The 20,245-nt window shown below is 71.4% G+C and carries 1 pseudogene; it reads right to left on the bottom strand.

Going from position 1 to position 20,245, the window contains the following annotated elements:
* Nucleotides 1-16 precede the first annotated feature (16 nt).
* Nucleotides 17-20,245: pseudogene (locus tag IW256_RS00010) on the bottom strand (non-ribosomal peptide synthase/polyketide synthase); the annotation flags it as partial.

Below are 20,245 nucleotides of genomic sequence, written 5' to 3'. Positions count from 1 at the left end.
TCCTGAGCGGCAGCACCTCGTCGAAGTCACCGGCGTGGCTTTCGCCGTGGAGGGATTCGGCGATCGCGGCCACCGTCGGAGCGGCGAACAGGGTCCGGATGCTGACCTCGACGTTGAGGACCACACGGATGCGTGCGATCAGGCGCATGGCCAGGAGGGAGTCGCCGCCCAGTTCGAAGAAGGAGTCCTCGGCCCCGACCGTCTCCAGGGCGAGGACCTCGGCGAACAGCCCGCACAGCACCTCCTCGGTAGGCGTCGCCGGGCCACGGCTGGTGACCAGACCGGCGAAGTCGGGGGCCGGGAGGGCTGCGCGGTCGAGCTTGCCGTTCACCGTCACGGGCAACGCGTTCAACACGACCACCGCGGCCGGGACCATGTAGTCCGGCAGTTTCGCCGCGACATGCGCCCGTAGTGTCGCTTCGTCGACGCCGTCGTCACCGGCCGGGACGACGTAGGCCACCAGCCGCTTCACCCCTGGCTGATCCTCGCGCGCGACGACCGCCACCTGCCCCACCGTGGCATGGGTGCTCAGGGTCGCCTCGATCTCCGCCGGTTCGATCCGGAACCCACGGATCTTCACCTGGGAGTCGGCACGGCCTCCGAACTCCAACTCACCGTCCGGCGTCCAGCGGGCCAGGTCACCGGTGCGATACATCCGCTCACCTCGGTCGGTGAACGGGCACGCCACGAAACGCTCGGCCGTCAGGGCCGGACGGCCGATGTAGCCACGTGCCAGTCCGGCACCGGCGATGTAGAGCTCACCGGTCACGCCGGGCGGGGCTGGACGCAGGAACTCGTCCAGGACGAACACCTGCGTGTTGTCCATCGGAACACCGATCGGCACCGAGGAAGGGACATCTGCGGCAACCGTGAAGGGGACCTGGGTCGTGAACGCGGTGTTCTCCGTCGGGCCGTAGGTGGAGCGGACCACCATGCCCGGATGGGTCTCCAGGAGTGCCCGGACGGCTGAGGAGGAGACCACGTCACCACCGGTCGACACCTCACGGACACCGGCGAACATCTCCGGAGACTGCTCGGCCAGGACACGGAACAGACCCGCCGTCGCATGCACGTTGGTGACCCCATGAAGAGCGATCAGCCGGGCGCGCTCCGACACGTCCACCTCACCGGAGGGGACGACCACCAACCCGCCGCCTCGCAGCAACGGCGTCCACACCTCGTAGGTGGAAGCGTCGAAAGCATGGTTGGCCTGCACCAGCACACGCTCCACCACGTCATCACGCCACGCACCATCCCGGCAGAACGCCGCCACATTCGCATGCGTGACCGCCACGCCCTTCGGAACCCCCGTGGATCCCGACGTGTACATCACATACGCCAGGCTCTCCGGCGACACCGGCACACCGGGGTTGTCAGCCCCCGGACCGTCGGCGAGGGCTTCGGCGGACACCTTGATGACGTTGACCGACGCCCCCAGGACACCGGTTTCGAGGAGGGGATGACCGGCGTTGATGTCGTCTACGAGAACGGCCGAGATCCCGGCTTCTTCGGCCACCACACGCAGCCGCTCCACGGGGTGACCACTGTCCAGCGGAACGTAGGCCGCACCCGCCTTCACCGCCCCCAGCAACGCCACGATCAGGTCCGACGAACGGTCCATCACCACACCGACCAGGCCGCCCGAGCCCACGCCGCGACGGGCCAGCTCACGCGCCAGACGGTTCGCACGCGCGTTCAACTCCGCATACGACCACTCCACCCCACCGAACACCACCGCCACCGCATCCGGCGTGCGAGCCACCTGCTCCTCGAACAGACCCGCCAGCGACACCTCCCGCACCGGCCGAGCCGTGTCGTTCCACTCCACCAGCACCGACTCACGCTCGGCAGGCTTCAACACCTCCACCTCACCCACCCGCATCCCCGGATCGGCGGCGACCTGCTCCAGTACTCGTTCCAGGCGTTCGGCCAAGCCTTGGGCGGTGTCCTCGTCGAACAGGTCGGTGGCGTACTGGATACCGCCGCCGAGCCCGGCCGGCGCCCCCTGCTCGTCGCGCTGCTCGGCGAACGTGATGGACAGGTCGAACTTGGCGGCCGCCGTCTCTCCGGGCGGCGGCAACGGCCGGACGCTCAGGCCGGGCAGCTCCCACGGGTTCTGTGCCTGGGGAATGTTCTCGAAGGTCAGCATGACCTGGAACAAGGGGTGGCGGGCCAGCGATCTGGACGGGTTGAGGTCCTCCACCAGCCGCTCGAACGGAAGATCCTGGTGCGCGTAGGCGGCCAGGTCGGCGTCCCGTACCCGTTCCAGCAGTTCGGTGAACGACGGGTCGCCGCTCACGTCCGTACGCAGGACCAGCGTGTTGATGAAGAACCCGGCCAGGTCTTCGAGGGCGGCCTCGCCACGGCCGGCGATGGCGGTGCCGAGCGGGATGTCGGTCCCGGCGCCCATCCTGGCCAGAAGCGTGGCCAGGGCCGCCTGGGTCACCATGAACATCGTGACGCCGGTCTGCCGGGCCACCTCCACCAGGCGCGCGTGTGCTTCCGCGTTCACCTGCACGGGCACCGTTCCGGCCCGGAAGGACGCCTCCGACGGGCGTGGTCTGTCCACGGGCAAGGCGAGTTCTTCCGGAGCCCCGGTGAGGGTTCGCCGCCAGTACCCCAGCTGTGCGGAGATCACGCTGTCGGGCTCGGCAAGCTCGCCGAGGACTTCGCGCTGCCAGAGCGCGTAGTCGGCGTACTGCACGGACAACGGCTCCCAACGTGGGGCGCGGCCGTTCCGGCGAGCCGTGTACGCGACGCTCAGGTCACGGGCGAGCACACCCATCGACCAGCCGTCGGCCGCGATGTGATGCACCACGACCACCAGCACGGCCTCCGACTCCGCGAGCCGCAGAAGGCTGGTCCGCCAAGGCAGCTCGCGTTCCACATCGAAGCCGCGGCTCGTCTCGGCGGCGAGAACGTCGTTCAGGTCCTTGCCGTCGACATCGATGACCGCCAACGGTGGGCGGCCATCGGCGCCGCGCAGGATCTCCTGGCGGGGGACGCCGTCACGTTCGGGGAACACGGTGCGCAGGGTCTCGTGCCGGTCGGCCACGTCCCCCAGGGCCTCTTCCAGTGCGAGCATGTCCAGGTCGCCGGACAATCGGAGCGCCAACGGCATGTTGTACGCGGCCCCGGCACCGGCCTCCTCCAGGCGGTTGAGGAACCACATACGCTGCTGCGCGTACGACAGCGGCACGACATCAGGCCGTTCTCGGGCCGCCAGTACCGTTCGCGGTCCCCCACTGCGGTCGCCGTCCACCAGTTCGGCCACGGCCGCCACATTCGGGGTGCCGAACAGCTCGCGGATGTTCACCTCCACACCCAGCACCGCGCGAATGCGTGCGATCAGGCGCATGGCCAGGAGGGAGTCGCCGCCCAGTTCGAAGAAGGAGTCTTCGGCGCCGACCGTCTCCAGTCCGAGGACTTCGGCGAACAGCCCGCACAGCACCTCCTCGGTAGGCGTCGCCGGGCCACGGCTTGTGACCAGGCCGGCGAAGTCGGGGGCCGGGAGGGCTGCGCGGTCGAGCTTGCCGTTCACCGTCACGGGCAACGCGTCCAAGGCCACGAACGCGGCCGGGACCATGTAGTCCGGCAACTTGGACGTGACGTGCTCGCGGAGCGCCACCTCGTCGATGCCGCCGCCACTGGCGGGCACGATGTAGGCGACCAGGCGCTTCACGTCCGGCTGATCCTCGCGGGGGATCACCGCCACCTGGCCCACGAGTTCGTGCACGGCCAACACCGCTTCGATCTCCGCCGGTTCGATCCGGAACCCGCGGATCTTGACCTGGGAGTCCGCACGGCCTCCGAACTCCAGGCCCCCTTCGGACGTCCAGCGGGCCAGGTCACCGGTGCGGTACATCCGCTGGCCTGGGCCGGTGAACGGGCACGCCACGAACCGCTCGGCCGTCAGGGCCGGACGACCGATGTAGCCGCGCGCCAGACCTGCGCCGGCGATGTAGAGCTCACCGGTCACGCCGGGCGGGACGGGACGCAGGAACTCGTCCAGGACGAACACCTGCGTGTTGTCCATCGGAACACCGATCGGCACCGAGGAAGGGACATCTGCGGCGACCGTGAAGGGGACCTGGGTCGTGAACGCGGTGTTCTCCGTCGGGCCGTAGGTCGAACGCACCACCATGCCCGGATGCGTCTCCAGGAGTGCCCGGACGGCTGAGGAGGAGACCACGTCACCACCGGTCGACACCTCGCGGACACCGGCGAACATCTCCGGAGACTGCTCGGCCAGAACACGGAACAGACCCGCCGTCGCATGCACGTTCGTGACCCCATGCTGAACGATCAACCGGGCCCGCTCCGACACGTCCACCTCACCGGAGGGGACGACCACCAACCCGCCGCCTCGCAGCAACGGCGTCCACACCTCGTAGGTGGAAGCGTCGAAAGCATGGTTGGCCTGCACCAGCACACGCTCCACCACGTCATCACGCCACGCACCGTCCAGACAGAACGCCGCCACATTCGCGTGCGTGACCGCCACGCCCTTCGGGATCCCCGTGGACCCCGACGTGTACATCACATACGCCAGGCTCTCCGGCGACACCGGCACACCGAGGTTCCCCACGTCCGCACCCTCACTCAGGGCGTCAGCGGACACCTGGACGACCGAGGCCTCCAGGCCGCCGGCGGCGAAGAGCGCGTGGTCGGCGTTGGTCTCGTCCACCAGGACGGTCGACACCTCGGCTTCCGTCATGACCGCACGCAGCCGCTCGGCCGGATGGCCGCTGTCCAGCGGGACGTAGGCCGCACCGGCCTTCACCGCCCCCAGCAACGCCACGATCAGGTCCGACGAACGGTCCATCACCACACCGACCAGGCCGCCCGGCCCCACACCACGACCGGCCAGCTCACGCGCCAGACGGTTCGCACGCGCATTCAACTCCGCATACGACCACTCCACCCCACCGAACACCACCGCCACCGCATCCGGAGTCCGAGCCACCTGCTCCTCGAACAGACCCGCCAGCGACACCTCCCGCACCGGCCGAGCAGTGTCATTCCACTCCACCAGCACCGACTCACGCTCGGCGGGCTTCAACACCTCCACCTCACCCACCCGCATCCCCGGATCGGCGGCGACCTGCTCCAGCACCCGCACGAACCGGGTGACCAGGTCGTTCGCCGTCGCCTCGTCGAACAGGTCGGTGGCGTAGTGCAGGCCGCCCGCCATCCCGGCCGGGGTTCCGGTGCCGTCGCGACGCTCGGCCAGGATGACCGAGAGGTCGAACCGGGCCGCCAGCGTGTCGTCCGCGTCCAGGGGCCGGACGTCCAGGCCGGGCAGCTCCCACGGAGTCTCGGTATCCGGCAGGTTGTGCAGCGTCAGCATCACCTGGAACAACGGGTGCCGGGCCAGCGAACGGACCGGGTTGAGGTCCTCCACCAGCCGCTCGAACGGAAGATCCTGATGGGCGTACGCCGCCAGATCCGCCTCCCGCACCCGCGCCAGCAGCTCGGCGAACGACGGGTCACCGCTCACGTCCGTACGCAGCACCAGCGTGTTGACGAAGAACCCGGCCAGGTCCTCCAGCGCGGCGTCGCCACGCCCCGCCACCGCCGTGCCGAGCGGGATGTCCGTGCCGGCGCCCATCCTGGCCAGCAGCACCGCCAGGGCCGCCTGCGCGACCATGAACATCGTGGCGCCGCCCTCCTGGGCCAGCTCGACCAGGCGGGCGTGGACATCGGCGTCCACCCACATCGGAACGGAACCACCCTGGAAGGAGGCTTCCGCGGGGCGGGGCCGGTCCACCGGCAGGGCGAGTTCTTCGGGCAGTCCGGCGAGGGCCTGCCTCCAGTGGCCGAGCTGCGCCGAGATCAGGCTGCCGGGATCGTCCAGCTCACCCAGGACCTCGCGCTGCCACAGCGCGTAGTCGGCGTACTGGACCGGCAACGGGCGCCAGGCCGGTGCCCCGCCCGTGAGCCGTGCCGCGTAGGCGGCACCCACGTCCCGGGCCAGGACACCCATGGACCAGCCGTCCACCGCGATGTGGTGCGCCACCACGACCAGGACGAACTCCGACTCCGACAGCACCAGCAGGCGAGCCCGCAAAGGCAGCTCGTTTCCGAGGTCGAAGCCCCGGCCCACTTCGCCGGCCAGTGTCTCGTCCAGGTCGTCTTCGGAGATGCCGGTGACCGCGAGGCGGGGGCGGCCGGCCGGTCCCTCCACCACCTGCTGCCGGGGAACGCCGTCGATGTCGGGGAAGACGGTGCGCAGGCTCTCGTGCCGGTCGGCCACATCGCCCAGCGCCGCTTCGAGTGCCGCGACGTTCAGCCGCCCCGACAGCCGCATCGTCAGCGGCACGTTGTAGGCCGCGCCCGCACCCGCGCCCTCCAGGCGGTTGAGGAACCACATGCGCTGCTGCGCGTACGACAGCGGCACCATCTCGGGCCGTTCCCGTGCGACCAGTTCGGCGTGCCTCTCGGGCCGCCCGGGGCCGCAGTCCGATCGGTCCGCGTGGATCAGCCGGGCCAGCCCCGCGACCGTCGGAGCGCCGAACATGTCCCGGATGCTCGGCTCGGCGTCCAGCACCGCGCGGACCCGTGTGATCAGGCGCATGGCGAGCAGCGAGTCCCCGCCCGCCTCGAAGAAGGACTCCTCTGCCCCAATCGTCTCCAGGCCCAGCACCTCGGCGAACAGGCCGCAGAGCACCTCTTCGGTGGGCGTGGCCGGGCCGCGGCTCGCCGCCTGGCCTCCGTAGGCGGGCTCGGGCAACGCGTCGCGGTCGAGCTTGCCGTTCACCGTGACCGGCAGTTCGTCCAGCACCACCAGCGCGGCCGGGACCATGTGGTCCGGCAGTCGCGCCGCCGCGTACTCCCTGACGGCGCCCTCGTCGAACCCTTCCCTGCCGTTCGCGGGGACGACGTAGGCGACCAGGCGCTTCACGCCCGGCTGGTCCTCGCGGGCCACGACCGCGGCCTGGCTCACCGGCTCGCACGCGGCGAGCACCGTCTCGATCTCACCGAGCTCGATCCGGAACCCGCGGACCTTCACCTGCTCGTCCGCCCGCCCGGCGAAGACCAGTTCGCCGCCGGCCGTCCAGCGGGCCAGGTCGCCGGTCCGGTACATCCGCTCGCCGGGGCCGGTGAACGGGCACGCCACGAAACGTTCGGCGGTGAGGTCCGGACGGCCGATGTAGCCGCGTGCCAGTCCGGCGCCGGCGATGTACAGGTCACCGGTCACCCCCGGCGGTACGGGGCGCAGGAACTCGTCCAGGACGTAGGTCCGGGTGTTCCAGATCGGCTCGCCGATGGGGATCACGGGCCGCTCCGCGATGTCCGCGGACAGCGGGTGGCCCATCGTGGCGCAGACCGTCGACTCGGTCGGTCCGTAGGCGTTGAACATCCGCCGGCCCGCCGACCAACGCGCCGCCAGCGCGGGCGGGCACGCCTCACCCGCCACCACCAGGGTGCCCAGCCCGGCGGGCAGGTCGCCGGCCGCCGCCAGCACCGACGGTGGCAAGGTCACGTGCGTCACCCCGTGGTCGGCCAGGAGCCCTCCCAGGCGGCTCTGGAGTTCGTCGGCATCGGCCATCACCAGCGTTCCGCCTGAGAGCAGCGCCATGCACAGCTCCCAGAACGACGCGTCGAAGCCCAGCGCCGCGAACTGCAGCACCCGCGCGCCCGGCCCCGCCCCGAACCGGTCGGCCTGCCAGGCCGCCAGGCTTCCGATCCCGCCGTGCGTGACCACCACGCCCTTGGGCGTGCCGGTCGAGCCGGAGGTGTAGATCACGTACGCCGGGTGGGCGAGCCGCGGCGGCGCCTTGCGGTCGCCGCCGGACGGCGTGGTGGCCGGGGCCGTGGCGGCGGGCGTGGCCGACGCCGACGCCGTCACCGGCGCCCGCGTCGGCGGCGGCGTGGACGGACGTGCGGCGAGCGCGCGGACGACCGACGGGTCGTCCCAGAGCAGACGCCCGGCTCCCGCGTCGCCGACGAGCCCGGCCGTGGCGTTCGTGCACACCACGACCGCCGGGCGCGCGTCGGCCAGCATGAACGCGACGCGCCCGGCCGGGTACTCCGGGTCGATCGGCATGTACGCGGCCCCGGCCTTGGCCACGCCCAGCACCACCGTGACCAGGTCCGCCGACCGTTCCATCACGACGCCGACCAGGCTCTCGGGACCGGCTCCGCGGGCGATCAGCTCGTGCGCCACCCGGTTCGCCCGGCCGTCCAGTTCCCCATAGGTCAGGGAGCGGTCGCCGAACACCACCGCCACGGCGTCGGGGGCGCGCCTCACCTGTTCCTCGAACAGTTCCGCCAGGGTGCCTTCGGGCACCGGCCGGGCCGTGCCGTTCCAGCCGGTCACGACCCGCTGCCGTTCGGCCTCGTGGAGGACGTCCAGGTCGCGCAACCGGAGCCGGGGGTCGGCGGCCACCTGATCCAGCACCCGCACCAGCCGTTCGGCCAGGGCCTGGGCGGTGTCCTCGTCGAACAGGTCGGTGGCGTACTGGATGCCGCCGTCCATCCCGGCCGGGTCGCCGTCCTCGTCACGCTGCTCGGCCAGCGTCACCGACAGGTCGAACCTGGCCGCGACCACCTTCTCCGCGTCCAGCGGCCGGACGCGCAGGCCGGGCAGCTCCCAGGGCGAGCCCGCCTGGGGGAGGTTCTGCAGCGTCAGCGACACCTGGAAGAGCGGGTGGCGGGCGAGCGATCTGGACGGGTTGAGGTCCTCCACCAGCCGCTCGAACGGAAGGTCCTGGTGGGCGTAGGCGGCCAGGTCGGTCTCCCGTACCCGGCCCAGCAGCTCGGTGAACGACGGGTCGCCGCTCACATCGGTGCGCAGGACCAAGGTGTTCAGGAAGAACCCGGCCATGTCCTCAAGGGCGGCCTCGCCACGCCCGGCGACCGCCGTACCGAGCGGGATGTCGGTGCCCGCGCCCATCCTGGCCAGCAGCATCGCCAGGGCCGCCTGCGCGACCATGAACATGGTGACTCCGTGCCGCTGGGCGACCTCCACCAGCCGGGCGTGCGTGTCCGCGTCCACCCGCATCGGCACCGCCCCGCCCTGGAACGACGCCGTCGCCGGACGCGGCCGGTCCACGGGCAGGGTGATCTCTTCCGGCGCTCCCGCGAGGGCCTCGCGCCAGTAGTCCAGCTGAGCGGAGATCACGCTGCCGGGATCGTCCAGCTCGCCCAGAACCTCGCGCTGCCAGAGCGCGTAGTCGGCGTACTGCACCGGCAGGGGCTCCCACTCGGGAGCACCGCCGCCCGAACGCCGCGCCGCGTACGCCTCCCCCAGGTTCCGGACCAGGACGCCCATCGACCAGCCGTCGACCGCGATGTGGTGGGCGATCAGAACCAGGACGAAGTCGTTCTCCGAGAGCGCCAGCAGGCGGGTCCGCCAGGGCAGTTCCTGCTCGACGTCGAACCGCCGGCCCACCTCGGAGGTCAGGACCTCCTCCAGGTCGTCGGCGTCGATCGGTGTGACGAGCAGCCGCGGCCGGCCCGCCGCCCCTTGTAGAACCTCCTGGCGGGGAACACCGCCATCGTCGGGGAATACCGTGCGCAGGCTCTCGTGCCGGTCCGCCACGTCGCCGAGGGCCGCCTCCAAGGCGTCCACGTCCAGGTCACCCGACAGGCGCAGCGCCAGCGGGACGTTGTAGGCGGCTCCGGCGTCGGCCTCCTCCAGGCGGTTGAGGAACCACATGCGCTGCTGGGCGTACGACAGCGGCACGACGTCAGGCCGTTCACGGACGGCCAGCCCGGCCCGGGCGTCCCCGGTGAGATCACCGTCGACCAGGCGTGCCACGCCCGCCACGGACGGTTCGGCGAACAGGTCCCGGATGCTCACCTCGGCGTCCAGGACCGCCCGGACGCGGGCGATCAGCCGCATCGCGAGGAGGGAGTCGCCGCCGGCCTCGAAGAAGGAGTCTTCGGCGCCGATCGTCTCCAGTCCGAGGACTTCGGCGAACAGCCCGCACAGCACCTCCTCGGTGGGCGTCGCCGGGCCACGGCTCCTCGCCAGGCCACCGAAGTCGGGCGCCGGGAGAGCGGCGCGGTCGAGCTTGCCGTTGGCCGTGACGGGCAGTGCGTCCAACGCGACGAACGCGGCCGGCACCATGTAGCCGGGCAGCCTGGCCGCCGCGAACTCCCGCAGCGCGCCCACATCGATTCCGGCGCCGATTCCGGTGCCACTTCCGCCGCCGCTTCCGTTATCGGCCGGGACGGCATAGGCCACCAGGCGCTTGACACCCGGCTGGTCCTCGCGGGCGATCACCGCCACCTGTTCGACGGCGGCATGGGCGGACAGGACCGCCTCCACCTCGGCCGGTTCGATCCGGAACCCGCGGATCTTCACCTGGGAGTCCACGCGGCCGGCGAACAGCAACTCGCCGTCCGGCGTCCAGCGGGCCAGGTCACCGGTCCGGTACATCCGCTCGCCGGGGCCGGTGAACGGGCACGCCACGAACCGTTCAGCGGTCAGGGCCGCCCGGTTGATGTAGCCGCGTGCCAGTCCGGCGCCGCCGAGGTACAGCTCGCCGGTGACACCGGGCGGGACAGGGCTCAGGTACTCGTCCAGGACGAACACCTGCGTGTTGTCCATCGGAACACCGATGGGAACGGAGGCGGGTACGTCCCCGGCGTCGGTGAACGGGATGTGGGTGGTGAAGGCGGTGTTCTCCGTCGGGCCGTAGGTCGAACGCACCACCATGCCCGGATGCGCCTCCAGCAGCGTCCGCACCGCCGCCGACGACACCACGTCACCACCGGTGAGAACCTCCCGGACACCGGCGAAGATCTCCGGAGACTGCTCGGCCAGAACACGGAACAGACCCGCCGCCGCCACCACATGCGTCACCCCGTGACCGGCGATCAGCCGGCCCCGCTCGACCGCGTCCACCTCACCCGAAGGAACGACGACCAGACGCCCGCCACGGGTCAGAGGCGCCCACACCTCATAGGTGGAGGCATCGAAAGCGTGGTTGGCCTGCACCAGCACACGCTCCAGCACCTCGTCACGCCAGGCACCGTCCAGGCAGAACGCCACCACGTTCGCGTGGGTGACCGCCACACCCTTCGGAACCCCGGTAGAGCCAGAGGTGTACATCACGTACGCCAGGCTGCTCGGCGGCACCGGCACCGCGGGGTCGCTCTCGTCTGCGCCGTCGGACGGGGCGGTGGCGGACACCTCGACCACGTGGACCGGCGTCCCCAGGCCGCCCCTGCCCTGGAAGAGGGCGTGAGCGGCGTTGGCCTCGTCGACCAGCACGGCGGAAAGCGCGGCCTCCTCCACGACCCGCCGAAGACGCTCCACCGGGTGACCGCCGTCCAGCGGCACATAGGCCGCACCCGCCTTCACCGTCCCCAGTAGCCCCACGATCAGGTCGGCCGAACGGTCCATCACCACACCCACGAGACTCTGGGGCCCCACTCCCAGGTCGATCAGGTGACGAGCCAGCCGGTTCGCCCGCGCGTTCAGCTCCGCGTACGACAACTCCGTGCCACCGCACACCACCGCGACCGCGTCCGGCGTACGAGCCGCCTGCGCCTCGAACAGACCCGCCAGCGACACCTCCGGGACGGGACGCGCCGTGTCGTTCCACTCCTCGACCACCAGCCGCCGCTCGTCGGCGGACAGCATCTCCAGCGCTCCCACGCGCAGCCGGGGGTCGGCGGCGACCTGCTCCAGAACCCGGACCAGGCGCTCGGCCAGGCCTCGGGCCGTTCCCTCGTCGAACAGGTCGGTGGCGTACTGGATACCGCCGCCCAGCCCGGCCGGGGCGCCCCGGTCGTCGCGTTGCTCGGCGAAGGTGAGGGAGAGGTCGAACTTGGCCGCCTCCGTGTCGTCCTGCGGCGGCAGCGGACGCACTCGCAGGCCGGGTAACTCCCAGGGCGTCTGGGCCTGGGGAACGTTCTCGAAGGTCATCATGACCTGGAAGAGCGGATGGCGGGCCAGCGACCGGACCGGATTGAGGTCCTCCACCAGCCGCTCGAACGGAAGATCCTGATGGGCGTACGCGGCCAGGTCGGCGTCCCGCACCCGGCCCAGCAGCTCGGCGAACGACGGGTCGCCGCTCACGTCCGTGCGCAGGACCAGCGTGTTGATGAAGAACCCGGCAAGGTCCTCCAGCGCCGCGTCACCACGGCCGGCCATCGGGGTGCCGAGGGGGATGTCGGTGCCCGCGCCCATCCTGGCCAGCAGGGCGGCCAGGGCCGCCTGCGCGACCATGAACATGGTGACGCCGTGCCGCTGGGCCACCTCCACCAGCTGGGCATGCGTGTCAGCGTCCACCCACACGGGCACCGACCCGCTCCGGAACGACGCCTCCGCCGGACGAGCACGGTCGGCAGGCAGGGCCAGTTCCTCGGGCAGGCCGTCCAGGGCTTCCCGCCAGAAGCCGAGCTGGGACGAGATCACGCTGCCGGGATCGTCCAGCTCGCCCAGGACCTCGCGCTGCCAGAGCGCGTAATCGGCGTACTGCACCGGCAACGGCTCCCAGCCGGGCGCCCTGCCCGAGCGCCGCGCCGCGTACGCCGTGCCCAGGTCGCGGGCCAGCACTCCCATGGACCAGCCGTCCGCCGCGATGTGATGCGCGACCACGACCAGCACGAACTCCGACTTCGACAGCTCCAGTAGCCGGGCCCGCCATGGCAGTTCGTCTTCCACATCGAAGCCGAGCCGCATCTCGGTGGCCAGCGCCTTGCCGAGATCGCGCTCGTCGACCTGCGTGACCGTCAGCCGAGGCCGGCCGGCATCCCCGTGCAGGATCTCCTGGCGGGGCACGCCGTCACGTTCGGGGAAGACGGTGCGCAGCGTCTCGTGTCGATCGGCCACGTCCCCCAGGGCCTCTTCCAGTGCGGGCATGTCCAGGTCACCGGACAACCGCAGCGCCAACGGCATGTTGTACGCGGCCCCGGCACCGGCCTCCTCCAGGCGGTTGAGGAACCACATGCGCTGCTGCGCGTACGACAGCGGCACGACCTCAGGCCGTTCACGTACCGCAAGCCCGATCCGGACCTCGCCATGACCTCCGTCCACCGCCCCCGCCACATCCGCGACCGTCGGCGCCCCGAAGAAGTCCCGGATGCTCACCTCGGCGTCCATCACCGCGCGGACGCGTGCGATCAGGCGCATGGCCAGGAGGGAGTCGCCGCCGAGTTCGAAGAAGGAGTCCTCGGCGCCGACCGTTTCCAGTCCGAGGACTTCGGCGAACAGCCCGCACAGCACCTCCTCGGTAGGCGTCGCCGGGCCACGGCTCCTCGCCAGGCCACCGAAATCGGGCGCCGGGAGTGCGGCGCGGTCGAGCTTGCCGTTCACCGTGACGGGCAGTGCGTCCAACGCCACGAACGCGGCCGGCACCATGTAGTCCGGCAACTTCGCCGCTACATGCGCTCGTAGTGTCGCTTCGTCGACGCCGTCGTCACCGGCCGGGACGACGTAGGCCACCAGCCGCTTCACCCCTGGCTGATCCTCGCGCGCGACGACCGCCACCTGCCCCACCGTGGCATGGGTGCTCAGGGTCGCCTCGATCTCGGCCGGTTCGATCCGGAACCCGCGGATCTTGACCTGGGAGTCGGCGCGGCCTCCGAACTCCAACTCGCCGTTCGCCGTCCACCGGGCCAGGTCACCGGTGCGATACATCCGCTCACCTCGGTCGGTGAACGGGCACGCCACGAACCGTTCAGCGGTCAGTCCGGCCCGGCCCACGTAGCCGCGCGCCAGGCCCGCACCGGCGATGTACAGCTCGCCGGTCACGCCGGGCGGGGCGGGACGCAGGAACTCGTCCAGGACGAACACCTGCGTGTTGTCCATCGGAACACCGATCGGCACCGAGGAAGGCACAGCCCCGCTCGAAGTGAACGGAATGTGGGTGGTGAACGCGGTGTTCTCCGTCGGGCCGTAGGTCGAACGCACCACCATGCCCGGATGCGTCTCCAGCAGCGTTCGCACCGCCGCCGACGACACCACGTCACCACCGGTCGACACCTCACGGACACCGGCGAACATCTCCGGAGACTGCTCGGCCAGAACACGGAACAGACCCGCCGTCGCATGCACGTTGGTGACCCCATGAAGAGCGATCAGCCGGGCGCGCTCCGACACGTCCACCTCACCGGAGGGGACGACCACCAGCCCGCCGCCTCGCAGCAACGGCGTCCACACCTCGTAGGTGGAGGCATCGAACGCATGGTTGGCCTGCACCAGCACACGCTCCACCACGTCATCACGCCACGCAGCGTCCAGGCAGAACGCCGCGACATTCGCATGCGTGACCGCCACACCCTTCGGGATCCCCGTGGATCCCGACGTGTACATCACATACGCCAGGCTCTCCGGCGACACCGGCACACCGAGGTTCTCCACCTCCGCGCCCTCGGCCGGCGCGGCGGGGCATACCTCCACCACGGTCACGGATGCGCCGAGGCCGCCATCCCGGACGAGAGGATGAGCGGAGTTGGCCGCGTCGACCACTACGGCCGAGATCCCGGCTTCTTCGGCCACCACACGCAGCCGCTCCACGGGGTGACCACTGTCCAGAGGGACGTAGGCCGCACCCGTCTTCACCGCCCCCAGCAACGCCACGATGAGGTCCGCCGAACGGTCCATCACCACACCGACCAGGCCGCCCGAGCCCACGCCGCGACGGGCCAGCTCACGCGCCAGACGGTTCGCACGCGCATTCAACTCCGCATACGACCACTCCACCCCACCGAACACCACCGCCACCGCATCCGGAGTCCGAGCCACCTGCTCCTCGAACAAGCCGGCCAGCGACACCTCCGGCACCGGCCGAGCCGTGTCATTCCATGCGTCCAGCAGAAGGTGACGTTCGGTGTCGTCCAGTACGTCCACTTCGCCTCCCCGCGTGCGGGGGTCGGCGGCCACCTGGGCGAGCACCCGGATCAGGCGGCCGGCCAGGGCCTGGACGGTGGTCTCGTCGAACAGGTCCGCGGCGTACTGGATGCCGCCCACCAACCCGGCGGGGACGCCGTCGCCGTCACGGTGCTCGGCCAGCGCGATCGACAGATCGAACTTGGCCGCGGACGCTTCCTCCTCCGCCTCCGCCAGGGGGCGGACGTTCAGGCCGGGCAGTTCCAAGGGGGTCTCGGCCTGGGGCAGGTTCTGCAGCGTCAGCATCACCTGGAACAACGGGTGCCGGGCCAGCGATCTGGACGGGTTGAGGTCCTCCACCAGCCGCTCGAACGGAAGATCCTGATGGGCGTAGGCGGCCAGATCCGCCTCCCGTACCCGGCCCAACAGCTCGGCGAACGACGGGTCACCGCTCACGTCCGTACGCAGCACCAGCGTGTTGATGAAGAACCCGGCCAGGTCTTCGAGGGCCGCCTCGCCACGCCCGGCGACCGCCGTACCGAGCGGGATGTCCGTGCCGGCGCCCATCCTGGCCAGCAGGATCGCCAGGGCCGCCTGGGTGACCATGAACATGGTGACGCCGTGCCGCTGGGCGACCTCCACCAGGCGCGCGTGGACCTCCGCGTCCACCCGCATCGGTACCGAGCCGCTCCGGAACGAGGCCGTCGCCGGGCGCGGGCGGTCCGCGGGCAGGGTGATCTCCTCCGGAGCGCCGGCCAGGGTCTGCCTCCAGTACCCGAGCTGAGCGGAGATCACGCTGCCGGGATCGTCCAGCTCGCCCAGGACCTCGCGCTGCCAGAGCGCGTAGTCGGCGTACTGCACGGGCAACGGCTCCCAGGACGGCGCGCGGCCGTTCCTGCGAGCCGCGTACGCGACGCTCACGTCCCGGGCCAGGACACCCATGGACCAGCCGTCCACCGCGATGTGGTGCGCGACCACGACCAGCACGAACTCCGACTCCGACAGCACCAGCAGCCGGGCCCGCCACGGCAGCTCTCTGCCCAGCTCGAAGCCGCGTTCCATCTCGTCGGCCAACGTCTCGGCCAGGTCCTGCGCGCCGACCTCGCCGACGAGGAGACGAGGACGGCCCGCCGCGCCGTGGCGGATCTCCTGGCGGGGCGTCCCGTCGGTGTCGGGGAAGACGGTGCGCAGGCTCTCGTGCCGGTCGGCCACGTCCCCCAAGGCCGCCTCCAGCGCGGCCACGTCCAGGTCACCCGACAGGCGCAGCGCCAGCGGCACGTTATAGGCGGCCCCTGCACCGGCCTCCTCCAGGCGGTTGAGGAACCACATGCGCTGCTGCGCGTACGACAACGGAACCACCTCGGGCCGCTCTCGCACCGCGAGCGCCGCCCTCGCCCCGCCGGCCGGTTCGCCTTCGGCGAGCCTCGCCACACCGGCGGCCGTCGGCGCGCCGAAGAAGTCGCGGATGCTCACCTCGGTGTCCATCACGGCACGTACTCGCGCGATCAGACGCATGGCCAGGAGGGAGTCGCCTCCGAGCCGGAAGAAGGAGTCTTCGGCCCCGACCGTTTCCAGTCCGAGGACCTCGGCGAACAGCCCGCACAGCACCTCCTCGGTAGGCGTCGCCGGGCCTCGGCTCCTCGCCAGGCCGCCGAAATCGGGGGCCGGAAGGGCGGCGCGGTCGAGCTTGCCGTTGGCCGTGACGGGCAGTGCGTCCAGCGCGACGAACGCGGCCGGCACCATGTAATCGGGCAGCCTGGCCGCTGCGAGATCGCGCAGCGCGGCTTCCTCCATGCCGGTACCGGCGGCGGGCACCACGTACGCCACCAGGCGCTTGACGCCCGGCTGGTCCTCGCGCGCGAGGACCGCCACCTGCTCGACGGCGGCATGGGCGGACAGGACCGCCTCCACCTCGGCCGGTTCGATCCGGAACCCGCGGATCTTGACCTGGGAGTCGGCACGGCCTCCGAACTCCAACTCGCCGTCCGGCGTCCAGCGGGCCAGGTCACCGGTGCGATACATCCGCCCGCCGGGGCCGGTGAACGGGCACGCCACGAACCGTTCAGCGGTCAGCCCGGCCCGGCCCGCGTAGCCGCGCGCCAGGCCCGCACCGGCGATGTGCAACTCGCCGGTCACGCCGGGCGGGACGGGACGCAGGAACTCGTCCAGGACGAACACCTGCGTGTTGTCCATCGGAACACCGATCGGCACCGACGAAGGGACATCCTCCGCGACCGTGAAGGGCACCTGCGTGGTGAACGCGGTGTTCTCCGTCGGGCCGTAGGTCGAACGCACCACCATGCCCGGATGCGCCTCCAGCAGCGTCCGCACCGCCGACGACGACACCACGTCACCACCGGTGAGGACCTCCCGGACACCGGCGAAGATCTCCGGGGACTGCTCGGCCAGAACACGGAACAGACCCGCCGCCGCCACCACATGCGTCACCCCGTGACCGGCGATCAGCCGCCCACGCTCGACCGCGTCCACCTCACCCGAAGGAACGACGACCAGACGCCCGCCACGGGTCAGAGGCGCCCACACCTCATAGGTGGAGGCATCGAAAGCGTGGTTGGCCTGCACCAGCACACGCTCCAGCACCTCGTCACGCCACACACCGTCCAGGCAGAACGCCACCACGTTCGCGTGGGTGACCGCCACACCCTTCGGAACCCCGGTAGAGCCAGAGGTGTACATCACGTACGCCAGACTTTCGGAGGCGACGGGTATTCCGAGGTCACTCGCCTCGATGCCCTCGGCGAGCATGCCGGCGGAGATCTCGACCACGTCCACCGCCGAGTCCAGGCCGTTCTCCGGGTTGAAGAGGGCGTGACCGGCGTTGACCTCGTCGACCAGCACGGAGGAAAGCGCGGCCTCCTCCACGACCTGCCGAAGACGCTCCACCGGGTGACCGCCGTCCAGCGGCACGTAGGCCGCGCCCGCCTTCACCGTTGCGAGCAGCGCGACGATCAGGTCGGACGAACGGTCCATCACCACACCGACGAGGTCCTCGGGGCGTACACCTCGCTCACGCAGCAGGCGTGCCAGCCGGTTCGCTCGCGCGTTCAGTTCCGCGTACGACAACTCCGTGCCACCGCACACCACCGCGACCGCGTCCGGCGTACGAGCCGCCTGCACCTCGAACAGACCCGCCAGCGACACCTCCGGGACGGGGCGGGACGTGTCGTTCCACTCCTCGACCACCAGCCGCCGCTCGCCCTCGGAGAGGACGTCGACATCGCCCACGCGTGTCCGCGGGTCGGCCGCCACCCGCTCCAGAACCCGGACCAGGCGTCCGGCCAGCGCGCGGACCGTGCCCTCGTCGAACAGGTCGGCGGCGTAGATGATCTCCCCGCCGAGGCCGGCCGGGTCGCCCTCCTCACCGTGGCGCTCGCTGAGGCTGACGGACAGGTCGAACTGGGCCACCAGCGTGTCGTCCGGCGGCAGCGGGCGGACCCGCATCCCGGGAAGGTCCAGCGGGGTCTCCGCCTCGGGACCGCTGTCCACCGCCAGCATCACCTGGAAGAGCGGGTGCCGGGCCAGCGACCGGACCGGGTTCAGGTCCTCCACCAGCCGCTCGAACGGCAGATCCTGGTTGCCGAACGCGGCCAGGTCGGTCTCCCGGACGCGTTCCAGCAGCTCGGTGAACGTCGGGTCGCCGCTCACGTCCGTGCGCAGCACCAGCGTGTTGACGAAGAACCCGGCGAGACCTTCCAGTGCGGCGTCGCCGCGCCCCGCCACCGCCGTCCCCACCGGGATGTCGGTGCCGGCCCCCATCCTGGCCAGCAGCGTCGCCAGGGCCGCCTGCGCGACCATGAACATGGTGACGCCGTGCCGCTGGGCCACCTCCACCAGCCGGGCGTGCGTGTCCGCGTCCACCCGCAGCGGCACCGACGCGCCCTGGAAGGACGCCTCCGCAGGGCGTTGCCGGTCGACCGGCAACGCGAGCTCCTCCGGTATCCCCGCCAGGGCCTGCCGCCAGTAGCCCAGCTGGGACGAGATCACGCTGCCGGGATCGTCCAGCTCGCCCAGGACCTCGCGCTGCCAGAGCGCGTAGTCGGCGTACTGCACCGGCAACGGCTCCCAGCCGGGCGCCCTGCCCGAACGCCGCGCCGCGTACGCCGTGCCCAGGTCGCGGGCCAGGACGCCGGTCGACCAGCCGTCCACGGCGATGTGGTGCGCCACCACCAGCAGCGCGAACTCCGACTCCGCCAGGACCAGCAGCCGGGCCCGCCAGGGCGGTTCGGAGCCCAGGTCGAAGCCCCGCCGGACCTCGGCGGCGACGAGGTCACCGAGCTCCTGCTCGGTGCTCTCGGTGACGACCAGCTCGGGCCGTCCCGCCGGTCCTCGGAGTATCCGCTGGCGCGGCGTCCCTCCGGTGTCGGGGAAGATCGTGCGCAACGTCTCGTGCCGGTCGGCCACATCCCCCAGCGCCTCTTCCAGCGCGGCCACGTCCAGCTCACCCGACAGACGCAGCGCCAAGGGCACGTTGTAGGCGGCACCCGCACCCGATTCCTCCAGGCGGTTCAGGAACCACATGCGCTGCTGCGCGTACGACAGCGGCACCACCTCGGGGCGTTCCCGCACGACCAGTTCGGTGCGCCTCCCCGCCTGCTCCTGCCGGTCCGAACGGAGCAGCCGGGCCAGTTCCGCGACCGTCGGGGCGCCGAACAGGTCCCGGATGCCCAGCTCGGCGTCAAGGTCCGCCCGGATCCGCGTGATCAGCCGGATCGCCAGCAGCGAGTCGCCGCCCAGTTCGAAGAACGAGCCGTCCACGCCCACCGAGTCCAGCCCGAGGACCTCGGCGAACAGACCGCACAGGGCCTCCTCGGCCGGGTCCGCGGGCGCCCGGCCGGTGACCGGCTCGGCGAAGCCGGGGGCGGGCAGGGCGGCGCGGTCGAGCTTGCCGTTCACCGTGACCGGCAGCTCGTCCAGCACCACCACCGCGGCCGGGACCATGTGGTCCGGAAGCCGCGCCGCCACGTACTCCCTGACGGCGCCCTCGTCGAACCCTTCCCTGCCGTTCGCGGGGACGACGTAGGCGACCAGGCGCTTCACGCCCGGCTGGTCCTCGCGCGCGAGGACCGCCACCTGGCCGACCGCGGGTGGGCGGACAGGACCGCCTCGATCTCGCCGAGCTCGATCCGGAACCCGCGGACCTTCACCTGCTCGTCCGCCCGCCCGGCGAACTCCAGCTCGCCGTCCGCCGTCCACCGGGCCAGGTCGCCGGTCCGGTACATCCGCCCGCCGAACGGGCAGGCCACGAACCGCTCGGCGGTCAGCCCCGACCGGTTCACGTACCCGCGCGCCAGCCCGGCGCCCGCGATGTACAGCTCACCGGTGACACCGGGCGGCACGGGACGCAGGAACTCGTCCAGGACGTAGGTCCGGGTGTTCCAGATCGGGCCGCCGATCGGCACCGCGGTCCCGTTCGCCACGCCGGCGGCCAGGGGG

The organism is Actinomadura viridis (assembly GCF_015751755.1).
Classification (GTDB): Bacteria; Actinomycetota; Actinomycetes; order Streptosporangiales; family Streptosporangiaceae; genus Spirillospora; species Spirillospora viridis.
Note: the sequence above shows the minus strand (reverse complement) of the source record. Positions and strands in the feature narration are given on the sequence as shown.